This window comes from Bacillus sp. JZ109 (assembly GCF_053903135.1).
On the sequence record NZ_CP096388.1, the window covers coordinates 4,050,960 to 4,073,434 of the forward strand.

The window sequence follows — 22,475 nt, forward strand, 5'->3', positions numbered from 1 at the left end:
ACTTAACATACGGATTTAATCAAGAGCGTTCTGTTCGCCGATCATTCTCACCGCATAAACTTGATCGCAGAAGCCTCTTAACCCGTTATAAATTCTCTGCACCTTCGACTCATACTGAACCAGTCCAAATACTGTCGGGCCGCTCCCGCTCATTAACACGGCATCTGCACCAAAGCGTTTCATCTGGTTTTTGATCATCGCAACTTCAGGATGCATATCGAGTGTAACAGATTCAAGCACATTGCCTAACCGGCTGCACATCTTCTGAAAACTCTTTTCTTCTATCGCCTCGATCATGCCTTGTACATCGGGATGCTCTATACCATCCAGTTTCAGCGCTCTGTACACTTCAGCAGTTGAAACACCGATTGTCGGCTTCGCTAAAATGACCCAGCAGTGCGGAGGCGTGCTGATATGTTTAATTTTCTCGCCGCGCCCTGTTGCTAATGCAGTTCCGCCATAGACACAAAATGAAACGTCAGAGCCAATTTCTGCTCCAAGCTCAGCAAGCGTTTCCGCAGACAGATTTAAATTCCAAAGTCTGTTCAGCCCTCTGAGTGTCGCCGCCGCATCACTGCTTCCGCCGGCAAGACCGGCAGCCACCGGAATTACCTTCGTAATCATGATGGAAACTCCCTTTTTCACGTTGTATCTGTCCTTGATCAGCTTGGCAGCCTGATAAGCTAAGTTTCTTTGGTCATCAGGCACAAATCGGTTGTGGGAGGAAACCCTCACTTCATCCTCTGCAAGCTCCGTCAATTCAATTCGATCAGCTAAATCAATTGTCGTCATGATCATTTCGACTTCATGATAGCCATCCGGGCGTTTTCGGGTGACGTCAAGTGACAGATTGATCTTAGCTGGCGCTTTTTCTAAAATACGCATAGCTTTCACCTACTTCTCCATCTAAACATAAGTATGAACATTGTATCACATTTGAAGTACAGGATGAACATATCCATATTCAGCCCATTATGTAATTATATCCAAAATAAAAAAACCAGGGAACAGCACGTCCCCCGGGTCACATCCTTATCGGTTATTCTGATTCTGAGCCATTTGCTGTTCGGCGATTTCTATAGCGCGCTTTACCATGTTACCGGCATCGCGAGCCCGAATTTCGCCCCAGCCGCCATTTTTTACTGTGTCATAAAAACCAAGGTCTTTAGCAAGCTCATATTTAAACTCATCTGACATAACTCCACGACGTCTGCCCAAACGAAACAACCCCTTTTTTAGAAGTGATAGCCATTCGTGCACGTCACGATAATATGTGACTGTTTTATCTTTTGTTAAATCAGAAGGAACTTTCGTTTAAATTACTGGAAACCAAAAAAGGGCAAAACAAAAAGCAGTAAACAAAAGGTTCACTGCCCGTTAAAATGCCACTGAGCTTGCGGCGTCATCATTAAATGTCAGCTCAACAGTCTCAGTCAAAATATCAGCATAACTGTATGAAACTCTTTCAAACGAGTTCTCGTCTTGATCTAGTTGTATCACAAAAACAGAAGGGTACGTCTCAGCTAAAATGCCCGAACGCTCAATCGTTTTTCGGCGGCCACCGTTTGCTTTTAACGTCAGCCTTTTACCTAAATTCCCATCAAGCGATCTTTTAATATCGGACAACGTCTTCGCCATTGCATCCACCTCACTACATTTATTGTACAACACGAGCCCATTTTTGTCAAATAAAATTTAAATTATATCAACGTTAATAAGACGTTGTCAATAAAATTATTTTGACAAAATTCTATGATTCCTCAATTATGTTCCGCAAGTTTCGGTAAATTATGTATCATTATGTAAAATAAAAAACCCGCATAGCTCTCCTATGCAGGTTTTCAACTGTTAATTGGACTTATAAGGCATACCAATTCTCAGAACTCCTCTTGTTTCAATACCTCCAAGCCCTTTCTCTCTTGTCAGCGTATTACGGAGCACTTCCCATACATTAATCCGTTCCATAAACGGCGTAAAGCTGATCTTCGCGACGATATATACCGGATCAAGCGCATGAATATTGACTCTTGACGGTGAACTCGCAAAATTCGCACCCGCTCTGATGAGTGATTCAAAATGGGATTGGCAGGCCCCCGCAAAAATAACAAGCTGATCTAAGTGAGGGATCTTTTTTCGGGCTGTTTGAACTGTTTCAACAAAGTGCTTAGAATGTCTGTACGCATTTAAATCATCAATGCCGCCCTTTTGCTTCGAATACGCATCATGCCCTGTGATCACCAGGATATCAGGTCGATATTTGTCGAGCAATTCTTCAATAGAAGCAGACATTTTCTTTTCATGGCAATGGATCCCATAGACCGGCACTCCAATTTTTTTATAGACATTCAGGCATTTTTTCAGATATGCTTCGTCACCATCCAGATGAAGCACTTTGCCCGGCATATGGAAATAATGCTCCTGATGCTGATATTGGCTTGTCGCATAGTACTCCTGCTTTTCTCTGAGCAGCTTATAATCTTGGCGGAGTAATTCGAGCGACTCATTCATTCTGCTCTCATCTTTCTTTTTCCGCATCATCTGCTCATCCTTTTTCACTGCCACCAGATCAGAAAAATCCGAATCAGCAATCAGCCTGACTTCATCTCCATGCAAAATGGCAATTGAATTTCCTTTGCTTGTTTGCTCTATTCCTATAATTCGAAACAAAACATCCATCTGATAGGATTTTCTGGCTACCATATCCCCTATTTGAAATTGCACGTTCCTCACTCCACACATAGACTAAGCCTCATCATGAAAGAAAGCTCCTTGAGAAAGCGCCTTTTTTCGCTGAGTCCAAGTTTTTCTTATCATTGAATGAAAGGTCCTTCTCTAGCCTATGTAGCGGCAGTCCATGTGGTGCGCAAAACAAAAAGCCCTTTTAGAAAAGGGCTTTATACAATCCGTTAGACAGCGCTGCGAACTCCTCAATAGACAGGGATTCACCTCGGCGCTTACCGTCAATATTTGTTTCTTTGAGCACTTGCTCAATCGTTGATTTTTGCGCCTTTCCTTCAGGCAGATTGTTAACTAAGTTATTGAGCAGCGTTTTACGGCGCTGTGCAAAGCTTGCCTTGATGAGCTGAAAGAAAAAAGATTCGTTTTCCACGTCCACTGCCGGGCCGTCTCGGAGAATCAGACGGATGACTGCGGAATCGACATTAGGCTGAGGAACAAATACGGTTTTCGGAACGATCATCACCGTTTTGGCTTCTGTATAAAACTGCACCGCGATTGAAAGCGAGCCGTATTCCTTAGATGAAGGATCAGCCGCCATGCGCTCAGCCACTTCTTTTTGCAGCATAACCACAATCCCTTTCAGCGGAAGATGTTCTTCAAGCAGTTTCATGATAATCGGTGTTGTTACGTAATAAGGAAGGTTGGCAACTACCATGATCTCATCGCAATCTTGAAATTGTTCTTCAATGACCGATTTGACATCAGCCTTTAACACATCATGATGAATAACAGTGACATTGTCGTAAGGTGACAGTGTATCCTTCAGAATCGGCAATAATCGCTGATCAATCTCAAATGCCACGACCTTTTTCGCCCGCTTGGCAAGCTGTTCGGTTAAAGCCCCGATTCCCGGGCCGATTTCAATGACACCTGTTTTCTCAGTCACTTCCGCGTGATCAACAATTCTGTTTAAAATGTTCGTATCAATTAAGAAATTCTGTCCTAAGCTCTTTTTAAAAGAAAAACCGTATTTCTTCAGTATCTCTTTCGTTCTAATCGGTGTCGCAATATCTTTATTCATTCTGTTCCTCCCGCATAACGGTATCGAGCGCACTCATAAAATCACTTTTTTTAATTTGAAACATTTGCAGCCGTTTTTGAAGCTGTTTGCCATTTGTATAGCCGATTTTCAACAGATCACCCAGTCGTTCCCGGCGGCGTTTGGCCGCAGGTCCGCCTATTAGTCCGGCATGAATCAAATCCTCAGCTGAAATGTCACTCGGCTGCGCTTCCATCTCCTCATGCACATTTTCTAAACATGCCCTAATGCTTTCAACCGATGCATGCTCCACACCAATTCCCCGCTTGTTTTTAGGTTTGGCAAGATGTTTTGGCAAAAATGCATGCTTACAGCCGGGCACAGCCTCTGAGATGGTTTTGCGAATCTTCTCTCCCGGAAAGTCCGGATCCGTTAAAACAATGACGCCTCTGGTCTTCTGGGCCAAACGGATTTGGTCAATCACATGATCATCGATGGCTGAACCATTTGTTTCAATTGTGTCTGCATCAACAGCCAATTTGATGCGGGCCGTATCATCACGCCCCTCGACCACAATGATCTCTTTAATTTTCATTATTTCCTCCAAGACAAAATAAAAACTTTTGTATATTCATGAAACTTTTTCTTATGTCGAGCGTCTAATAAGCAGAAAATGCACTTTGTCTATTATAACGAAAAAAACAGAGGGCGCAAAACCCTCTGAATACATAAGTATATACTAATTTAAGATTTTAATTTTGACTGTTTTATTTCCCCATCGGTACGCCGATGATTTCTCTGGGAAAAAGACGTCTATCTTGTTCCCTTTAATCGCTGAACCGGTATCTGCAGCAATAGCATATCCATAGCCTTCCACGTGGACTTTGGAGCCTAGCGGAATGACATTTGGATCCACAGCGATGACTTTGGCATTCGGATTATTTTTTAAATTGACGCCTGTCGCTGTATGTCCTGAACAACCGCTGCAGCTTGCCGTATAAGCCGTAGATGATACAGTCATGACTTTGCCTGTTGATTCATTGCTGCGGGACACAACTGTTTTTGAATCACCTGAAGCACTGACCGTTTCAACTTTTGGACTGCTTTGCTTTGTGCCGACAGCAATCACTTTATCTTTGCTTTGTTCAGCTGTTTCTTCTTTTACAAGCTCTCTGGACACTTCTTTACCGTTTTCTTTAACGACTTCGAAATGTTTTTTTAGCTTGCCTTCTTTTCCTTTTTGGACGACCTTTTCTTTCCCTTTTTCAAGAGAAGCGTCTTCTTGCTTTTTCACATCGAACGCAATCTTCTCTTCAACTACATCGGTGACCTTTTCGATACGAGTAATTGTAATATCAGCCTTTCCTTTCGTCAGCTTTGCATCTAACGCAGGCTTGATTTTATCTTCGTCTTTTATGTTCATCTTTTGCTGTTTTAAAAAGTCAGCGACCGTAGTCGAAGTCGTCCAGATCTTCTTTTGTTTCCCTGCATCATTCACAGTAACCTGAAATGCGGGCTCTATGTTAATCTTCATGTCTTTCGAAATATCTGTATCTATTGCGGGATCAATTTGATCTTGTTCTTTCACATCAACATCTTGTTCGTCCAGTAATGCACCGACCGTTTTTGCTGTTGACCATAATGTCTTTTCTTCCCCGTTTATTGTAAGCTTCACAGGTTTTGCAGCCTCATACACAACGTCCATGTCTGCTGTTATCTTTGTCTGTTTAGCAGGTGTGATCTTGTCTTCGTCTCTTGTCTTTATATCAAGCGTCTCCAAAAGATCACCGACTGTATTTGCATGTGTGCGTATATGTTTCTTTTTGCCATTGATAGAAACTGAGACTGATTGTTTCGTCAGCTCATGAGCCGCGTACGCAGTCCCGCTTCCTGCCAAAAGCAAACAAGCAGCAACCAGAATGACTTTGCTTTTGCTAAGCTTTACGGAAAACAGCTTTTTCATTTTTTGTGTGATGAAAAACGCCTCCTTCTCCTCGGAGAGATTATATAGAGTATCTAAAAGGCTGTCAACCCTCCCTTCTCTTTCTCCCAAAAGCTCAGTGTCTTCTTCATTATCCTGAAATACACTGAGAAACGGAAGAAAGACTTGTCGACAAACCTATCCTATGAGGAGAAGAAAGCATGTAGAACTTTTATAGAAAAACGCTGTAAGGGACAAGCTCTTACAAAACCCGCTAGCGTTTTTTGTCAGTTTATACGGAAAAGTCTTTTCGCATTTTCAGTCGTGATTGACGCAATCTCTTCAAAGGTCATTTCTTTTAATTCGGCGATTTGTTCTGCCACATATTTCACATAGCTTGGCTCATTTCTTTTCCCGCGGAAAGGGTGCGGTGTGAGAAACGGGCAGTCCGTTTCAATCAGCAGCCGGTCATTGGGAATTTCCTTCACTACTTCCTTCGGTTTCTTCGCATTTTTAAATGTCACCGGTCCCCCAAATGATAAATAAAAATTCATTTTCATGCATTCTCTTGCCACTTCCGCACTTCCTGTAAAGCAGTGCATGATTCCGCCCACAGCTTCTGCGCCTTCCTCTTTCAAAATGGTCACGACATCCTCCGTTGCATCACGGTTATGAATGATAATAGGCAAATTGACCTCTTTCGCTAAGGCGATTTGTTTTCTAAACACCTCTTTTTGAATATCTTTAGGTGATTTATCCCAATGATAATCCAGTCCCATTTCCCCTATCGCTACCACTTTCTCATGAGCAGAAAGCTCTTTAATCCACGCTAAGTCTTCCTCTGTCATGTCAATAGCGTCAACAGGGTGCCAGCCAATGGCTGCATAAATAAAATCATATTCCTCAATCATTTCCATCGCACGGGTAATCGTCGGACGGTCAAAACCAACTACGACAATTCGTTCAACTTTTTCAGCTTTTGCCCGTTCAATAACCTCTTCAAGATCAGTATCATATTGTTCTGCATTTAAATGCGCGTGAGTGTCAAATAACATAAGTGAAAAACTCCTTTCTTGTCGAAACACAAAAGGTGTTCGACGAATTGTTACACGTGAAACACCTTTTGTTTATCATTATTTAATTCTTGTGCCTTTTGGTAACGACTGATCGATAGATACGACCTTTAAAACGCCGTCTGCTTCTCCTGCAAGGATCATACCTTGAGAAAGCTCTCCTCTGAGTTTAACCGGTTTTAGATTTGTTACACAAACGAGTTTTTTTCCAACAAGCTCTTCAGGCGTATAATGCTTCGCAATGCCGGATACCACTTGGCGCTTTTCAAAACCAAGATCAAGCTGCAGCTTCAATAAACGGTCTGCTTTTTTCACTGGTTCTGCCTCAATGACCTCAGCTACGCGAAGCTCTACATCCATAAATTGATCAATCGTAATTTCAGGTAAACGATCGACCTCTTGCGGCTCTTCTTCTTTTGTTTCTTCTTTCGCTGGTGCCGAACCTTGCATTTTCCCTTTGATGTAAGCAATTTCTTCTTCTGCCTCTAAACGAGGGAACAATGGCTCGCCTTTTTGTACTTTTGTATCTTTCAGCTGGCCGAAAGCTGTAATGCTGTCCCAAGCTTTTAAAGATTCATCAGTAATGCCCAGCTGCTCGAACATTTTTTCAGGTGTTTTTGTTAAGAATGGCTGAAGCAGTACCGCTGAAATACGCAATGATTCAGCGAGGTGATACATAACTGATCGCAATTCTTCTTCTTTTGCCGGATCTTTCGCAAGCACCCATGGAGCTGTCTCATCAATGTATTTGTTTGTGCGGCTGATGAGCTGCCATAAAGTCGAAAGTGCTACCGAGAACTCCATATTTTCCATTGCTTTCTCATAAGCTTTCACTGTTTCTTCAGCAACGGAAGTGAGCGTTTGGTCAAATTCCGTAACAGCACCTTTGTAAGAACCGATTTGTCCGTCAAAATACTTGTTAATCATCGCAACAGTACGATTCAATAGATTTCCTAAATCATTCGCTAAATCATAATTAATCCGCTCAACAAATCCTTCCGGCGTGAATACACCGTCAGATCCGAACGGCACTTCGCGAAGCAGGTAATAGCGAAGCTCGTCTAAACCATAGCGTTCAATTAATGTAACCGGATCTACAACGTTTCCTTTTGATTTCGACATTTTTCCGTCTTTCATCAAAAGCCAGCCATGCGCGAATACTTGCTTTGGCAGCGGAAGATCCAGCGCCATCAGCATAATTGGCCAGTAAATAGTATGGAATCGTACAATCTCCTTACCGACTAAATGAACATCGGCAGGCCAATATTTTTGATAAAGCTCATCATTTTCTGTATCATAACCGAGTGCCGTTAAATAGTTAAATAGTGCGTCAATCCAAACATATACAACATGCTTTGGATTTTCCGGCACCTTCACGCCCCAATCAAAAGTGGTACGTGATACTGCCAAATCCTCAAGTCCAGGTTTGATAAAGTTATTAATCATTTCGTTTTTGCGTGATTCTGGCTGAATGAATGTCGGGTTTTCTTCATAGTATTTCAGAAGACGATCCGCGTATTTCCCCATGCGGAAGAAATAAGATTCCTCTTTGATCAATTCAACTGGGTGACCGCTGTCAGGGCTTTTTCCGCCGATGACCTCTCCCTTTTCATTCCGCTCAATATCAACGAGCTGAGTTTCCGTGTAGAACGTTTCATCAGGGATGCTGTACCAGCCTTCATACTCATCAAGATAGATGTCCCCGTTATCAAGAAGCTTTTGAAACACCTTTTCAATGACAACTTTATGCCGTTTTTCTGTCGTGCGGATAAAGTCGTCGTTTGAGATTTCAAGCTGCTTCCACAGTTTTTGAATATCTGCCGCTGCGCGATCCACATACTCCTGAGGTGTAATGTTTTCCTGTTCAGCTTTTTGCTGGATCTTTTGTCCATGCTCGTCCGTTCCCGTTAAATAGCGAACATCGAACCCTTTTAATCTTTTGTAACGTGCCATTGCATCTCCCGCGACTGTCGTATATGCATGGCCGATATGTAATTTTCCGCTCGGATAATAAATCGGTGTTGTAATGTAAAATGTATTGTTTTCTTGCGGCATCTTGAAACCTCCTAATCAGAATGTCAAAAAGCTCCCGCCCAAAGGACGAGAGCGGCGATAAGTGCAAATCATATATGAATATTATTTATATTTATCCTTTATCTATGATACCATCTTAGCCTTTAAGATCAAGAATATATACATACGCCCTGAAAAAGAATAATTAAAATTAAAAATCTTTAATGAAAATAAAAAAAGTCTGTTCGTGTCGAATTTTGTCGTATATAATCAAATGAAATAAAAAACTTTGGTTCGAAAGTCTTGATTTAAAAGGATTTTTAGTAGGATAATAGCTTTATTAAATATTTATAAAATGCTGTTATTTCGGTAGTTTCTAAGACATTACTGACTATAAGAACTAATTCTTACAATCAATAGTAAACAAAATGATTGACGATTATTGGAAACCTTGTTATGCTATGAAGGTAAGGATTTTGTCGAATAATGACGAAGAAAAATATAATTTAAACAAATAAGTATCTCTTGGGAGGAGAATGTTTATGAAATCTACTGGTATTGTACGTAAAGTTGATGAATTAGGACGTGTAGTTATTCCTATCGAACTGCGTCGTACTCTTGGAATCGCAGAAAAAGATGCTCTTGAAATCTATGTTGATGATGAAAAAATCATCCTTAAAAAATATAAACCAAACATGACTTGCCAAGTAACTGGTGAAGTTTCTGATGATAACCTTAAACTTGCAGGCGGTAAATTGGTTCTTAGTAAAGAAGGCGCTGAGCAAATCATCAGCGAAATCCAAAACCAGCTTCAAAACCTTAAATAATCATTTCTTGTACAAAAAACGTTCTTGTTATGACACAAGAACGTTTTTTTATTGCTTAATATGGTAAGCATCGTACACTTCACGCTTTGGTACATTGCGATCGACTGCTGCTTTTTTAATGGCTTCTTTAGACGTAGCGCCTTTCGAGATGTAATGCTCGACATGTTCTTTCGCAGTGAGGGTTTCCCACCATTGTTCTTCCTCATCTACCTCTTCATTATTACTTCCTTCTACGACAAGACAAAACTCGCCGCGTATCTGATCCTCGTTTGCCCATCCAATGACCTCAGATATGGTTCCTCGAATAAACTCTTCATATTTCTTAGTGAGTTCACGCGTTACAGCTATTTCCCGATCTCCTAATATCTCTGCCATCGCTGACAAGGTTTCCTTCAATCTGTGAGGCGCTTCATAAAAAATGATCGTTTCCCGCCGTTTTTTAAGGGCTTCAAGCTCCTTCTTCTTTTCTTTTTTCTGTCTGTTGAGAAAACCGTAAAAGAAAAAAGGCTGCGGTACAATACCTGAAGCAATAAGAGCTGTTAATGCGGCATTTGCTCCCGGCAGCGGAACAACATAACCGCCTATATCCGTAAAATCCTTTACAATTTCCGCTCCGGGATCAGAAATCGTCGGCAGACCGGCATCACTGACAAGAGCAATGTTTTTTCCCGATTTCAGCCATTCAATAATTTTGTGCCCACTGCTTTCTTTATTGTGTTCGTGATAGCTGACGAGCGGTGTTTCAATTTCATATACATGACAAAGCTTTTTCGTTTGCCTCGTATCTTCCGCAGCAATCGCATCCACTGATTTCAGCGTGTCGATCGCCCGGAATGTCATGTCCTCTAGATTTCCGATTGGGGTTGGGACCAAGTAAAGAATTCCCATGTCCGACTTTCCATTAAAGCTCATTTGGCGCCTTAACATATACAGCCTCCTTGGTGTTCCGCTTTTCTTCTATATAAAGCTCTTTTTTCTTTCGAGTTAGTTTTTTGAAATAATATTCCGCCTGCATAGCTTCCCGCTTTGTTGAAAAGCTCTCGGCAAAAATTAATTCAACCGGACGTCTTACTTTAGTGTACTTTGCGCCCTTTCCATCATTGTGTGTTTTCACTCGTTTATGCAGATCGTTGGTATACCCGGCATACCAGCTATTGTCCTTACATTTCACGACGTAGAAGAAATGGTTATTTGTCTCCATATAAAATGGTCCTGATTTCTTTTGTATATTCATTTTGTTCATCATAAACGAATAAAGGAGGAAGAATTTTTAAATCCGGGCGCCCGCCTTTGATACCTTCAACCAAAATGGTATTGGCTTCTTTCCCTTGCTTCGGATAGACAAATTGTACACGTTTTGGCTCGATTTGATAAGCCTTCATCAGTTCAAAAATCTCTAGAAGCCTTCCCGGCCGGTGAACAAGAGCTGCTTTTCCCCCTTGCTTGAGCAGCTTGCTGCTGACTGAAATGACATCCTCCAGTGTGCAGTGGATTTCATGTCTTGCAATTCGGAGATGCTCATTCATGTTTTGTTCAGTTTGTTTCGGTGTTTTAAAATACGGCGGATTGCAGGTGACAACATCATATCGATTATGTCCAAGTTTCTCCGGCATGTTTTTCAGGTCATCATGTATGAACTGAATCTGATCCTGCAGCTTATTATACTCCACGCTGCGAACAGCCATATCATGCAGCCTTTCTTGTATTTCGACTCCCAGAATGTCTGCTTTTGATCTTGTACTGAGCAGCAGCGGCACAATACCATTGCCGGTGCATAAATCAACGATTTTCCCTTTTTGAATCGGAACGTACGCAAATTTGGACAGAAGCACAGCGTCCAACGAAAAAGCAAACACTGTTGGGCTTTGTATGATTTTCATGTCCTCTGCCAGCAAATAGTCTAATCTTTCATCATCATGTAATGAAACCATCTTCTTATCCTTTCAGTACCTTTGAAAAAGGCTCCCGTCTTATGCGGAAGCCTTTTCCCTATTTTTTATTTAAGAATGACAGACAGAAAAGACAATCCTCTTTTCGAACACTTCCATAGTGGACATTGCAGATATGAAATCCTTCTTGATACAGACGTGCCAGATTATCATATCCTTCCCCTATATCAGTTTGCTCTGTCTTCTGTGTTTTTGATTCTTTTTTATCAGCTTTGAACTTTTCAATCTGCTGCGTCGTATCGTCCAGCCGTTTGCGCAAATGCTTGTTTTCAAGCTGTAAATGATGATTTTCCTCAATCATCTCACCGATATGCTGCTTCAAATCCCCCAGCTGCCGGTACAGTGAACCAATTTGTTCTTCTAAGTTAATGACTGTATCAAATAACTCTTTTTTATCCAAGGTTCCACACCTCGTTAATCTGTGGTTTGTGCGGATACGACGCCCTCTTCCAAGAGCTCTTCCCAAGTATATTCTATCACTTTTTCACGGTTTATCAGTTCCACCTGAAGCACCCGTTCCAGAATATTTAGTCCGACGACCTTCGCGGGACCGTTTGCTGTCGTTATCATTTCTCCTATATCCGGAAGCTGTTCTTTTGCCGTCTCATACTCATCGTTCTCATATTTTAGACAGCACATCAATCGTCCGCAAAGACCCGAAATCTTCGTAGGATTTAAAGACAAGTTCTGATCCTTGGCCATTTTAATGGAAACGGGTTCAAAATCTCCAAGAAACGTTGAACAGCAAAGCATTCTTCCGCAAGGACCGATTCCTCCGAGCATTTTTGCCTCATCCCTCACTCCGATTTGGCGCAGCTCAATTCTTGTCTTAAAGATAGAAGCCAAATCCTTTACAAGCTCTCTAAAGTCGACTCGGCCGTCAGCAGTGAAGTAAAAAATGACTTTATTGCGATCAAACGTGAATTCAACATCGACCAGCTTCATATCCAAGCCATGCTCAATCACTTTCTTTTGGCAGATATCAAATGCTGATAGTGCTTCCTGTTTATTTTCTTCTACAATGAGAAGATCGCGTTCGTCAGCAACACGTATCACTTTTCGAAGGGGAAGCACCACATCATGCTCATCCACCTGTTTATTTGCAATTACGACCTGGCCGTACTCAACGCCTCTGACAGTTTCTACAATTACGCAGCTGTCATGTTCTATATGAAATCCATTCGGATCAAAATAATATATTTTACCCGCTTTCTTAAAGCGGACACCAATTACATTGTACAAGCTTATCCCTCCTGCAACATTAACACCAAGTGCTCCATTAATCCTTGTACATTCACATTGGAATGAAGCCGTTTCTTTGCTTCTAAAACAGCAAGTATCTGATTCGTAACGCTTTGTTGTGTTGATTGTAGCGCATGCTGTTTTATTGATTGGAATAAGTCTTGATAAATCAATTTATCTTCATTTCCTATTTGGATGGACAACACATCACGATATATCAATAAGAGCATATCAAGACCCATTTCTTGATGGGTTTTTTCTTTGAAAAAGGGCATCCATTGATCTTGAATAAAGAAAAAAGCATGTCCTTTCCGCTGGTGTAGGACTTCATACAATTTTATCACTTTCGCTCTAGACTCTGCAAACTCATCATTTCGACTTAATTCGACTGCTTCTGCTACATTATTGGTCATGTTGGCCAGAAGCCTTGCCATATGAGGCGAGACGTCCTGTTCGATCAGTCTATCTTCAATTGCTTTCGGCTGCAAAGGCTGAAAAGGAAGGGTTTGGCATCTTGAAATGATGGTATCCAATAACCTTTGGGGCTGCTCAGTGATGAGGACGGCCATTGTATCTTTGTTCGGTTCTTCTAAAAATTTCAGCAGGCTGTTCGCCGCATTTGCTGTCATTTGATCTGCGTGCGAAATAATATACAGCTTTTTATGCGATTCAAGTCCTGTCTTAGAAAACTCTTCTTGGAGCGCTTGAATTTGCGCCTTTTTGATTGATAAGCCATCAGGCTGAACAAGATGGAGATCAGGATGGTTCCCTGACTCTATCCGTTTACAGTTTCGGCAGCTCTCACAAGGCTCCGCGCCATCCTCCAGACAAAAGAAGCTTTTTGCAAGAAGCAGCGCGGCATCAAGCTTGCCTGTTCCTTTTTTTCCCTCAAACAAATAAGCGTGTGATAGTCTGTCCTTCTCAATACTATTATATAAAAGCTTCATCACTCTGGGCTGAAGCTCGTTCATTTCCTTCCAGGATATTGCCATTGTATCACTCTCTATGTGTAAAGGTTAATTAATAAACCTTTTATTTCGCCAATACGCTCCAGCAAATCAATTGCCGGTTTTTCCTGATCCATCATCTCTTCCGTAAGCTGTATCAATTTGTCATCTATTTCTTTCACAAGTCCCAGCGTTCTGCTGTTCCCGTAAAGGTCAAAGCTTTTCGATGTTTCATGTGAAAGGCCGCTGTCCACAGCTTCTTTGACAAAACGTTTCACAAGTCCTTTAAATCTCGCTAAGTCTTTAAAATTCCGAGATTTCGTTAGCCTTTTTCCGAATGCTTCTATATCAGATAACAGCCTGGTAAGCTGATCAAGCTTCATTTTGCTGCTTTGGTTTTCCATTGATGTTTTAAACGATGCCGTGATCTCAGATGTTTTCACAGAGGGAATCTGTTTATTATCTATAAATGTACGTATATCTTTATTAATTTTCACAGTTTCAGATCCTTAAAATTGATGAAATTCATCGACTGGAAGGACAAATACTGTCGCTCCGCCAACTTCAACTTCGACTGGATAAGGGACATAGGAATCAGCATTTCCGCCCATTGGAGATACAGGGGCAATCATCTGATCACGTTTCTGCCCGTTTTCTTTAATGAGACTCAACGCTTTATTGACGCGTATATCCTCGACACCGATCATAAACGTTGTATTGCCTGATTTAAGAAATCCTCCTGTCGTCGCAAGCTTTGTGACTCTGAAGTTGTGATCCGTTAAGGTTTTCAAAAGTCTGTTGCTGTCCTGATCTTGTACAACTGCCACTATCAATTTCATCTGTGAAGGCCTCCTTTAGATTGGAAACAACGTGATCTCGTTTACATTATTATATCAACTATTGGGAAACAGGTCACAATTGAATTTTTTTCAACGCTTCATCGATCACCTTTAGAACATCCTGAACGACGAGGTCTTTGGATTGCCCGGCATCAACTGAATGAAATCTTTCCGGAAATCGCTTTATCAGCTCTTGATAACCTTCTTGTACTTTTGTATGAAAGTCCAGTTTTTCTAAATCGAGCCTGTTTTTCTCCCGTGAGCCGTTTGCGTAAATACGCTTCAGTCCTTCTTCCGGATCAATTGAAAAATAAACCGTTACATGGGGCATCATATCTCCAATGGCAAATTCATTAATGGACAGAACCTCATCAATTCCAAGTCCTCTTGCATATCCTTGATACGCAAGAGAACTGTCTATGAATCTGTCGCAAAGAACGATAAACCCCTGTTCTAAAGCAGGTTTTACTTTTTCAACTAAATGCTGGCGTCTTGCAGCCGCATATAAGAGAGCTTCTGTTTTTGGGTCCATTAATGTATTGTTCTCATTCAGAATAACCTCTCGAATTTGTTCTGCAATATCTATTCCGCCTGGCTCTCGAGTTGCCATAACCTGAAGGCCTTCTGCTGTCAGTATGTTTTTGATCTCCTGCAGAACAGTCGTTTTTCCTGCACCTTCAGGACCTTCGAATGTAATAAATAAACAGCTCATGATTTCTCCTCTTCTATATAAACAAGTAGTTGTTTCTCTTTGATTTTCATATTCCCTTGAACATGCGTTTTCATGCTGATCAAGCGGCTGAGCTTTTGCACACTTTCTTTTGTTATTCTTTCTCCCGCCATAATCATCGGGATACCCGGAGGATAAGGGATGATATCTTCTGCATTCAGCCGGCCAGCTGCTTCCTCAAAGCTCACATATTCTTTCTTAAACGAATGTAAGACCTTTTTTGGATAAGGCAAGACAGTAACAGGCTGCACACCCCATTCTGCAGAAACAAACGTCTGATCCGGAGGCGTTTTCTCAATTCCTTCATCGATGCTTCTAATGGTTTCAGCATTTATTCTCCGTTTTCCTCCCAATGGGAGAACGAGCAGTACTTGATTTTCATCAGCAAGCTCAGTGAATATGTTGGCACGCTCTAATATGCTTTGCAGCGTATAGCCAGAATGCCCGCGTTTTGAACGAATTGTGAGCTTCAGCGGGTCCGTGATGATCAGTGGATTAGCAGGGTTAACAGCTTCTGCATTTGTAAGTGAATCAAACGTTTGTTTAAGTGTTTGTATCCGCTGCAGAATGTCAGAAAGCTTTTGTTCTTCTATAATATGCTGTACATAAGCGCGGGCAATATCTAACGAAGCCATAATCGGATAAGACGGGCTGCTGCTTTGTAATCGGTTTAAATACTCTGCCACCCGATCCCTGTTAATCCTGCAGCTGGTGTTGAGATGCAAATAAGAACCCATCGTCATGGCAGGCAGCGTTTTGTGGGCCGACTGAACAACAATATCTGCCCCCATTTTTAAAGCTGAGACCGGAAAAGGCTCACCTAAAATAAAATGTGCGCCATGCGCTTCATCGACCAAAACAGGAATCCCGTAATGATGGGCTTCAGTAATGATCTCAGTCAAATCAGCACTATGTCCGTAATATGTCGGATTGGTCAGTACCAAGCCTTTCGCATCTGGATATGCTGCCAGGGCCTCTTTAATTGTTCCAAGCGGAACATGCGTAGGCACATGCATCGCTGAATCAACGTCAGGTGCAAGATAAACCGGCTCAGCACCGGCCAAATCAACAGCATGAAATACAGATTTATGACAGTTTCTTTGAACCAGAATTGTATCACCAGGTTCACAAACAGATAAAATCATCGCTAAGTTTCCGACAGTCGTACCATTTACCAGAAAAAAACTTTCCGCCGATCCATATAATTGACTGACAAGCTCCTGAGCTTCCTTAATCACCCCGGAAGGATGATGGAGATCATCCAGTCCTGCCAGTTCAGTTACATCAATGGTGAGAAGCGGATCGAATATTGACTTAGCGTCATCAAAAAAGACATCTCCATTGTGATGTCCCGGAACATGAAATGAATGAGAATTTCTTCTCGCATGTTGAATTAATGCTTTATATAAAGGTGTGTTCATGAAAACAATCCTTTGAATGTGTCTTCTTACACCTTATTATATCGTGCCTCTGAGAGAACTTAAAGCCAGACTTACTGGTAACTATCTTTCCTTATTGTAAGCAGCTTTTGCTTCAGGTCGCCTTCCATCATCATGAGCTCTTCTTCTGCCTGACGGCGTTTGATTCGTCCTTCTTCTTGTATAGTCAGTGTTTCTTCAAGCGTGCTTATTAAGCTTTCCTGCACCTTCTTCAAGGTATCTATATCAACAAGGCCTCTTTCATTTGCCCGTGCAGTTTCAATTGTATTGGTTTTTAAAAGGTCCGCATTTTTCAGCAAAAGCTCATTAGTTGTATCAGATACTTTCTGTTGTGCATCCACTGCATTGCGCTGCCTTAAAAGCGTCAGTGCAATGGCAACTTGATTTTTCCATAACGGAATCGCTGTCACAATGGATGACTGAATCTTTTCAGCTAACGCTTGGTTTGTATTTTGAATCAGCCTGATTTGCGGTGCACTTTGAATTGTAATTTGCCTGCTCAGCAACAAATCATGAACTCTTTTATCTAACCGGTCAGCAAATTGAATTAAATCATTCACCTCTTGAACGGCCATTTGGTTATGATCACTCGATTCAGCCTGTTGCTTCAGTTCAGGAATTGTTTTCGTTTTTAATTCCTCAAGCTTCAGTTCTCCTGCAGCAATATAAACATTCAGCGCGGCAAAATATTCTTTATTTTTTTCATATAACTGCTCTAACAGCTTGTTGTCACTGATTAAAGCATTTTTAGAGTGCTCCAGCTTCAAGCTGATTCTGTCTATCTGCACACTGGTCTTTTGGTATTTAGACAGCACCTCTTGAAGAGAACTTGATACTCTTCCAAACATGCGTGCCAAAAAACCCTTTTTCTTAGATTGGAGATCATCAGGATTTACTTGCTCCAGCTTTTTCATCAGCTCTCCAAGTATTTCGCCAATCTCCCCGACATCCTTCTTTTGAACATGATTAATCATATCATGAGAAAAGTTCAGCAGTTTAGATTGAGCTTGTGAACCGTATAAGACAATGCTTTGCATATTTTTATGATCAATCTGTCCAGCAAGCTGAATTGCTTTTTCCTTGTTTTCCTCAGGAAGAACATCAACAAGCCGTACTTGCTCTTTCTCTGCTTTTACAGCCTCCGAACCTGGTATCTCTATGTTACCACCAAAAGGATCTGCCAATAATTCATCTATATGAAGGTCGCTTTGGTCTCGGTTCATCGCTCTTACCCTCTTCCCTTATTTCTTTAATGAATGTTTTGCTGCGTCTAATTCAAACTGCAACTCGTCAATTTCATCACCCATTGCTTGAGTTAAATCTTCCTCTAAACGCTTGGTCAATTCAGTAAGAGTGATGCGTGTCTCACTTAACGACATCGACAGTTCTTTGCTTTTTTTTGGGTGAGATGATAGAAAAGCATACTTCTCTGTCAATTCAACAACCGAATCGAGAGTTTGATAAAAAAATCGTTCTGCCTGATAAAACCGCTTTGGCTCTTTTTTGGTGAGGAGATAAATCCTTCTCACAATCCTTAGCATTTCTGCATTTTGCTTAAACATTTGAATGCTTTTAGCCTGAAACAAGGCTTTCCTAAGACGGACCATTTTCTGCCTTGCTTCCTCTAAATTTTTCTTAATGTAAGCATACTCTCTTCCTGTCAATTCATGCTTTTTAAGAAATAACCGTCTTGCATTCCAGATGCCAGCTATATATACGGCTGCTCCAGAAGCAAGCCCATAAACAATAGATAAAAAAAGCGACTGGTTTAAACCAAAAAAGCTCAATATTCCAATGAAAACAAAAGTCGCACTGCTAGTTAAACTCCACATCAAAAAGTAAAAAAATCTCTGCATGAGATAATCGACTCCTGTGTCTATACTCAGTTTTAATATTATTATCTACTACGTTCAATCCTTAAACAAGTTTCATCTTCTTTTTATTATTAAGAGTATAAAAAAAGACCTTTTCAGGTCTATGAATATAATGGCGGTGTATGAATGCTCTTTAGTTTTTTTACGTAAAACGCATAGTCAGGATCAGAAGTTGATGTAGAAATTACTTTTCTCTCACAATCTAAGCATATGAATTTCGTATAAAGATGAATGCCTCTATTCTTCTCTTGATCACAAATCACACATGTATGATTAAGTTTAACTGTTTCGTCCATCTTCTCCACCTCCGTACAATTAGCCTCCCCTTAAAACGGATATTGTATACACTATTTAGATCTTTTCGAAACTTGAAATCAGTATATGGGCTGTATAAGCCCTCGGTGTTTGTATTTGTTTGATTTTCTCGATCTTGAGTAAACAAAAAACCCAGCTCAATGAGCTGGGTTTAAGCTTGCTTGGCGGCGTCCTACTCTCACAGGGGGAAACCCCCGACTACCATCGGCGCTGAAGAGCTTAACTTCCGTGTTCGGTATGGGAACGGGTGTGACCTCTTCGCTATCGCCACCAAACAAATTGAGAGTGTTCTCTCAAAACTAGATAACAGGTGTGACATCATTCAAAATATGGTTAAGTCCTCGATCGATTAGTATCTGTCAGCTCCATGTGTCGCCACACTTCCACCTCAGACCTATCAACCTGATCATCTTTCAGGGATCTTACTTCCTTGCGGAATGGGAAATCTCATCTTGAGGGGGGCTTCATGCTTAGATGCTTTCAGCACTTATCCCGTCCGCACATAGCTACCCAGCGATGCCCTTGGCAGAACAACTGGTACACCAGCGGTGCGTCCATCCCGGTCCTCTCGTACTAAGGACAGCTCCTCTCAAATTTCCTGCGCCCGCGACGGATAGGGACCGAACTGTCTCACGACGTTCTGAACCCAGCTCGCGTACCGCTTTAATGGGCGAACAGCCCAACCCTTGGGACCGACTACAGCCCCAGGATGCGATGAGCCGACATCGAGGTGCCAAACCTCCCCGTCGATGTGGACTCTTGGGGGAGATAAGCCTGTTATCCCCGGGGTAGCTTTTATCCGTTGAGCGATGGCCCTTCCATGCGGAACCACCGGATCACTAAGCCCGACTTTCGTCCCTGCTCGACTTGTAGGTCTCGCAGTCAAGCTCCCTTGTGCCTTTACACTCTGCGAATGATTTCCAACCATTCTGAGGGAACCTTTGGGCGCCTCCGTTACCTTTTAGGAGGCGACCGCCCCAGTCAAACTGCCCACCTGACACTGTCTCCCCGCCCGATAAGGGCGGCGGGTTAGAAGGTCAATACAGCCAGGGTAGTATCCCACCGATGCCTCCACCGAAGCTGGCGCTCCGGTTTCCAAGGCTCCTACCTATCCTGTACAAGCTGTACCAACATTCAATATCAGGCTGCAGTAAAGCTCCACGGGGTCTTTCCGTCCTGTCGCGGGTAACCTGCATCTTCACAGGTACTATAATTTCACCGAGTCTCTCGTTGAGACAGTGCCCAGATCGTTGCGCCTTTCGTGCGGGTCGGAACTTACCCGACAAGGAATTTCGCTACCTTAGGACCGTTATAGTTACGGCCGCCGTTTACTGGGGCTTCAATTCGCACCTTCGCTTACGCTAAGCGCTCCTCTTAACCTTCCAGCACCGGGCAGGCGTCAGCCCCTATACTTCGCCTTACGGCTTCGCAGAGACCTGTGTTTTTGCTAAACAGTCGCCTGGGCCTATTCACTGCGGCTCTCTCGGGCTTGCACCCTAACAGAGCACCCCTTCTCCCGAAGTTACGGGGTCATTTTGCCGAGTTCCTTAACGAGAGTTCTCTCGATCACCTTAGGATTCTCTCCTCGCCTACCTGTGTCGGTTTGCGGTACGGGCACCTCTCACCTCGCTAGAGGCTTTTCTTGGCAGTGTGGAATCAGGAACTTCGCTACTATATTTCGCTCGCCATCACAGCTCAGCCTTATGGGAAACGGATTTGCCTATTTCCCAGCCTAACTGCTTGGACGCGGATATCCAATACCGCGCTTACCCTATCCTCCTGCGTCCCCCCATTGCTCAAATGGTGAGGAGGTGGTACAGGAATATCAACCTGTTGTCCATCGCCTACGCCTTTCGGCCTCGGCTTAGGTCCCGACTAACCCTGAGCGGACGAGCCTTCCTCAGGAAACCTTAGGCATTCGGTGGAGGGGATTCTCACCCCTCTTTCGCTACTCATACCGGCATTCTCACTTCTAAGCGCTCCACCAGTCCTTCCGGTCTGGCTTCACAGCCCTTAGAACGCTCTCCTACCACTGTTCGAAGAACAGTCCGCAGCTTCGGTGATACGTTTAGCCCCGGTACATTTTCGGCGCAGAGTCACTCGACCAGTGAGCTATTACGCACTCTTTAAATGGTGGCTGCTTCTAAGCCAACATCCTGGTTGTCTAAGCAACTCCACATCCTTTTCCACTTAACGTATACTTTGGGACCTTAGCTGGCGGTCTGGGCTGTTTCCCTTTCGACTACGGATCTTATCACTCGCAGTCTGACTCCCAAGGATAAGTCATTGGCATTCGGAGTTTGACTGAATTCGGTAACCCGGTAGGGGCCCCTAGTCCAATCAGTGCTCTACCTCCAAGACTCTTACCTTGAGGCTAGCCCTAAAGCTATTTCGGAGAGAACCAGCTATCTCCAGGTTCGATTGGCATTTCACCCCTACCCACACCTCATCCCCGCACTTTTCAACGTGCGTGGGTTCGGGCCTCCATTCAGTGTTACCTGAACTTCACCCTGGACATGGGTAGATCACCTGGTTTCGGGTCTACGACCACGTACTCATGCGCCCTATTCAGACTCGCTTTCGCTGCGGCTCCGCATCTTCTGCTTAACCTTGCACGGGATCGTAACTCGCCGGTTCATTCTACAAAAGGCACGCCATCACCCGTTAACGGGCTCTGACTACTTGTAGGCACACGGTTTCAGGATCTCTTTCACTCCCCTTCCGGGGTGCTTTTCACCTTTCCCTCACGGTACTGGTTCACTATCGGTCACTAGGGAGTATTTAGCCTTGGGAGATGGTCCTCCCGGATTCCGACGGAATTTCACGTGTTCCGCCGTACTCAGGATCCACTCAGGAGAGAACGAAGTTTTGACTACAGGGCTGTTACCTCCTATGGCGGGCCTTTCCAGACCTCTTCATCTACCTCGTTCCTTTGTAACTCCGTACAGAGTGTCCTACAACCCCAAGAGGCAAGCCTCTTGGTTTGGGCTAATCCCGTTTCGCTCGCCGCTACTCAGGGAATCGCATTTGCTTTCTCTTCCTCCGGGTACTTAGATGTTTCAGTTCCCCGGGTCTGCCTTCTCATATCCTATGAATTCAGATATGGATACCACTCCATTACGAGTGGTGGGTTTCCCCATTCGGAAATCTCCGGATCAAAGCTTGCTTACAGCTCCCCGAAGCATATCGGTGTTCGTCCCGTCCTTCATCGGCTCCTAGTGCCAAGGCATCCACCGTGCGCCCTTTCTAACTTAACCGTTAAAAAGAATCACTATGTGATATCTTGTATTACTAATTGAATGTGATGTCTACTGTTATCTAGTTTTCAAAGAACACGTTGGTGGAGCCTAGCGGGATCGAACCGCTGACCTCCTGCGTGCAAAGCAGGCGCTCTCCCAGCTGAGCTAAGGCCCCGTTATATAAGATGGTGGGCCTGAGTGGACTCGAACCACCGACCTCACGCTTATCAGGCGTGCGCTCTAACCAGCTGAGCTACAGGCCCATCTTAACTTATTCAAGGAACAAAGTTCCTTCAAAACTAAACAAGACAGGGAACGTTCTGTTTATAAGACCCAAGGTCTTATATTC

23 protein-coding genes, 2 tRNA genes and 2 rRNA genes are annotated in these 22,475 nt (G+C 42.9%); 1 reads left to right on the plus strand and 26 read right to left on the minus strand.

Annotation, left to right across the window (positions count from 1 at the left end; genetic code table 11):
• Positions 1–15: 15 nt before the first annotated feature.
• The 9 genes from ispE to metG form a co-directional block, all read right to left on the minus strand.
• On the minus strand, positions 16–885 hold the full coding sequence (gene ispE / locus M1D94_RS21375) for a 4-(cytidine 5'-diphospho)-2-C-methyl-D-erythritol kinase (RefSeq protein WP_003226742.1): 870 nt from the start codon (positions 883–885) through the stop codon (positions 16–18).
• A 147-nt stretch (positions 886–1,032) separates the two neighbouring features.
• Entirely contained in the window at positions 1,033–1,218 is a 186-nt protein-coding gene (locus tag M1D94_RS21380) for a small, acid-soluble spore protein, alpha/beta type (RefSeq protein WP_003218333.1), read from the minus strand.
• A 159-nt stretch (positions 1,219–1,377) separates the two neighbouring features.
• Positions 1,378–1,638, minus strand: coding sequence for a biofilm formation stimulator Veg (gene veg / locus M1D94_RS21385; RefSeq protein ID WP_003218330.1), 261 nt, complete (start codon positions 1,636–1,638; stop codon positions 1,378–1,380).
• Between the two features lie 210 nt (positions 1,639–1,848).
• Positions 1,849–2,721, minus strand: coding sequence for a sporulation-specific protease PrtG (gene prtG, locus M1D94_RS21390; protein WP_014475574.1), 873 nt, complete (start codon positions 2,719–2,721; stop codon positions 1,849–1,851).
• A 160-nt stretch (positions 2,722–2,881) separates the two neighbouring features.
• Entirely contained in the window at positions 2,882–3,760 is an 879-nt protein-coding gene (gene rsmA / locus M1D94_RS21395; protein WP_021479727.1) for a 16S rRNA (adenine(1518)-N(6)/adenine(1519)-N(6))-dimethyltransferase RsmA, read from the minus strand.
• A complete protein-coding gene (gene rnmV, locus M1D94_RS21400; protein WP_032725229.1) occupies positions 3,753–4,313 on the minus strand; it encodes a ribonuclease M5 in 561 nt (186 codons plus the stop codon). The genes rsmA and rnmV overlap by 8 nt, the downstream gene beginning before the upstream one ends.
• A 144-nt stretch (positions 4,314–4,457) precedes the next feature.
• Complete coding sequence (locus M1D94_RS21405; protein WP_015715099.1) at positions 4,458–5,771, minus strand: ubiquitin-like domain-containing protein; 1,314 nt, start codon at positions 5,769–5,771, stop codon at positions 4,458–4,460.
• A gap of 155 nt (positions 5,772–5,926) precedes the next feature.
• Positions 5,927–6,694: a TatD family hydrolase gene (locus M1D94_RS21410; RefSeq protein ID WP_014475570.1), complete on the minus strand. Its 768-nt coding sequence runs from the start codon at positions 6,692–6,694 to the stop codon at positions 5,927–5,929.
• Between the two features lie 78 nt (positions 6,695–6,772).
• The gene (metG, locus tag M1D94_RS21415; protein WP_014662479.1) at positions 6,773–8,767 is read right to left on the minus strand and encodes a methionine--tRNA ligase; all 1,995 of its coding nucleotides are present in this window, start codon (positions 8,765–8,767) and stop codon (positions 6,773–6,775) included.
• A gap of 494 nt (positions 8,768–9,261) precedes the next feature.
• On the opposite strand from metG, the gene abrB reads away from it, so the two are divergent.
• The gene (gene abrB / locus M1D94_RS21420) at positions 9,262–9,552 is read left to right on the plus strand and encodes a transition state genes transcriptional regulator AbrB (RefSeq protein WP_003226760.1); all 291 of its coding nucleotides are present in this window, start codon (positions 9,262–9,264) and stop codon (positions 9,550–9,552) included.
• 48 nt (positions 9,553–9,600) lie between these two features.
• On the opposite strand, the gene rsmI is transcribed toward abrB, so the two are convergent.
• The 17 genes from rsmI to M1D94_RS21505 all read right to left on the minus strand — a co-directional run bounded on the left by rsmI (position 9,601) and on the right by M1D94_RS21505 (position 22,389).
• A complete protein-coding gene (rsmI, locus tag M1D94_RS21425) occupies positions 9,601–10,479 on the minus strand; it encodes a 16S rRNA (cytidine(1402)-2'-O)-methyltransferase (protein ID WP_019712967.1) in 879 nt (292 codons plus the stop codon).
• Positions 10,454–10,753, minus strand: coding sequence for a GIY-YIG nuclease family protein (locus M1D94_RS21430; RefSeq protein WP_014475567.1), 300 nt, complete (start codon positions 10,751–10,753; stop codon positions 10,454–10,456). Before M1D94_RS21430 ends, rsmI begins: the two co-directional genes overlap by 26 nt.
• Positions 10,740–11,483, minus strand: a complete 744-nt coding sequence (locus tag M1D94_RS21435) for a tRNA1(Val) (adenine(37)-N6)-methyltransferase (protein ID WP_070548342.1) — start codon at positions 11,481–11,483, stop codon at positions 10,740–10,742. The genes M1D94_RS21430 and M1D94_RS21435 overlap by 14 nt, the downstream gene beginning before the upstream one ends.
• Positions 11,484–11,541: 58 nt before the next feature.
• Positions 11,542–11,901: a replication initiation-control protein YabA gene (gene yabA / locus M1D94_RS21440; protein ID WP_003218308.1), complete on the minus strand. Its 360-nt coding sequence runs from the start codon at positions 11,899–11,901 to the stop codon at positions 11,542–11,544.
• 14 nt (positions 11,902–11,915) lie between these two features.
• Complete coding sequence (gene ricT / locus M1D94_RS21445; protein WP_003226767.1) at positions 11,916–12,743, minus strand: competence/sporulation regulator complex protein RicT; 828 nt, start codon at positions 12,741–12,743, stop codon at positions 11,916–11,918.
• Positions 12,744–12,745: 2 nt separating this feature from the next.
• Positions 12,746–13,735 (minus strand): DNA polymerase III subunit delta', encoded by a 990-nt coding sequence (holB, locus tag M1D94_RS21450; RefSeq protein WP_003226770.1) that lies wholly within the window; start codon positions 13,733–13,735, stop codon positions 12,746–12,748.
• An 11-nt stretch (positions 13,736–13,746) separates the two neighbouring features.
• The gene (locus M1D94_RS21455) at positions 13,747–14,187 is read right to left on the minus strand and encodes a YaaR family protein (protein ID WP_009966249.1); all 441 of its coding nucleotides are present in this window, start codon (positions 14,185–14,187) and stop codon (positions 13,747–13,749) included.
• A 12-nt stretch (positions 14,188–14,199) separates the two neighbouring features.
• The gene (gene darA / locus M1D94_RS21460) at positions 14,200–14,529 is read right to left on the minus strand and encodes a cyclic di-AMP receptor DarA (protein ID WP_003242755.1); all 330 of its coding nucleotides are present in this window, start codon (positions 14,527–14,529) and stop codon (positions 14,200–14,202) included.
• Positions 14,530–14,602: 73 nt separating this feature from the next.
• The gene (tmk, locus tag M1D94_RS21465; RefSeq protein WP_103804200.1) at positions 14,603–15,241 is read right to left on the minus strand and encodes a dTMP kinase; all 639 of its coding nucleotides are present in this window, start codon (positions 15,239–15,241) and stop codon (positions 14,603–14,605) included.
• The gene (locus tag M1D94_RS21470) at positions 15,238–16,680 is read right to left on the minus strand and encodes an aminotransferase class I/II-fold pyridoxal phosphate-dependent enzyme (protein ID WP_282627623.1); all 1,443 of its coding nucleotides are present in this window, start codon (positions 16,678–16,680) and stop codon (positions 15,238–15,240) included. Before M1D94_RS21470 ends, tmk begins: the two co-directional genes overlap by 4 nt.
• 71 nt (positions 16,681–16,751) lie before the next feature.
• Positions 16,752–17,921, minus strand: a complete 1,170-nt coding sequence (locus M1D94_RS21475) for a toxic anion resistance protein (RefSeq protein ID WP_049140372.1) — start codon at positions 17,919–17,921, stop codon at positions 16,752–16,754.
• 18 nt (positions 17,922–17,939) lie between these two features.
• Positions 17,940–18,554, minus strand: coding sequence for a 5-bromo-4-chloroindolyl phosphate hydrolysis family protein (locus M1D94_RS21480; RefSeq protein ID WP_125121497.1), 615 nt, complete (start codon positions 18,552–18,554; stop codon positions 17,940–17,942).
• Between the two features lie 119 nt (positions 18,555–18,673).
• The gene (csfB, locus tag M1D94_RS21485) at positions 18,674–18,868 is read right to left on the minus strand and encodes an anti-sigma-G factor (protein WP_003243294.1); all 195 of its coding nucleotides are present in this window, start codon (positions 18,866–18,868) and stop codon (positions 18,674–18,676) included.
• A 178-nt stretch (positions 18,869–19,046) separates the two neighbouring features.
• Positions 19,047–19,162 (minus strand): 5S ribosomal RNA (rrf, locus tag M1D94_RS21490).
• Between the two features lie 54 nt (positions 19,163–19,216).
• Positions 19,217–22,144: ribosomal RNA gene (locus tag M1D94_RS21495) — 23S ribosomal RNA — on the minus strand.
• An 81-nt stretch (positions 22,145–22,225) separates the two neighbouring features.
• A tRNA-Ala gene (locus M1D94_RS21500) sits at positions 22,226–22,301 on the minus strand.
• An 11-nt stretch (positions 22,302–22,312) separates the two neighbouring features.
• Positions 22,313–22,389, minus strand: a tRNA-Ile gene (locus M1D94_RS21505).
• Between the last annotated feature and the right edge of the window lie 86 nt (positions 22,390–22,475).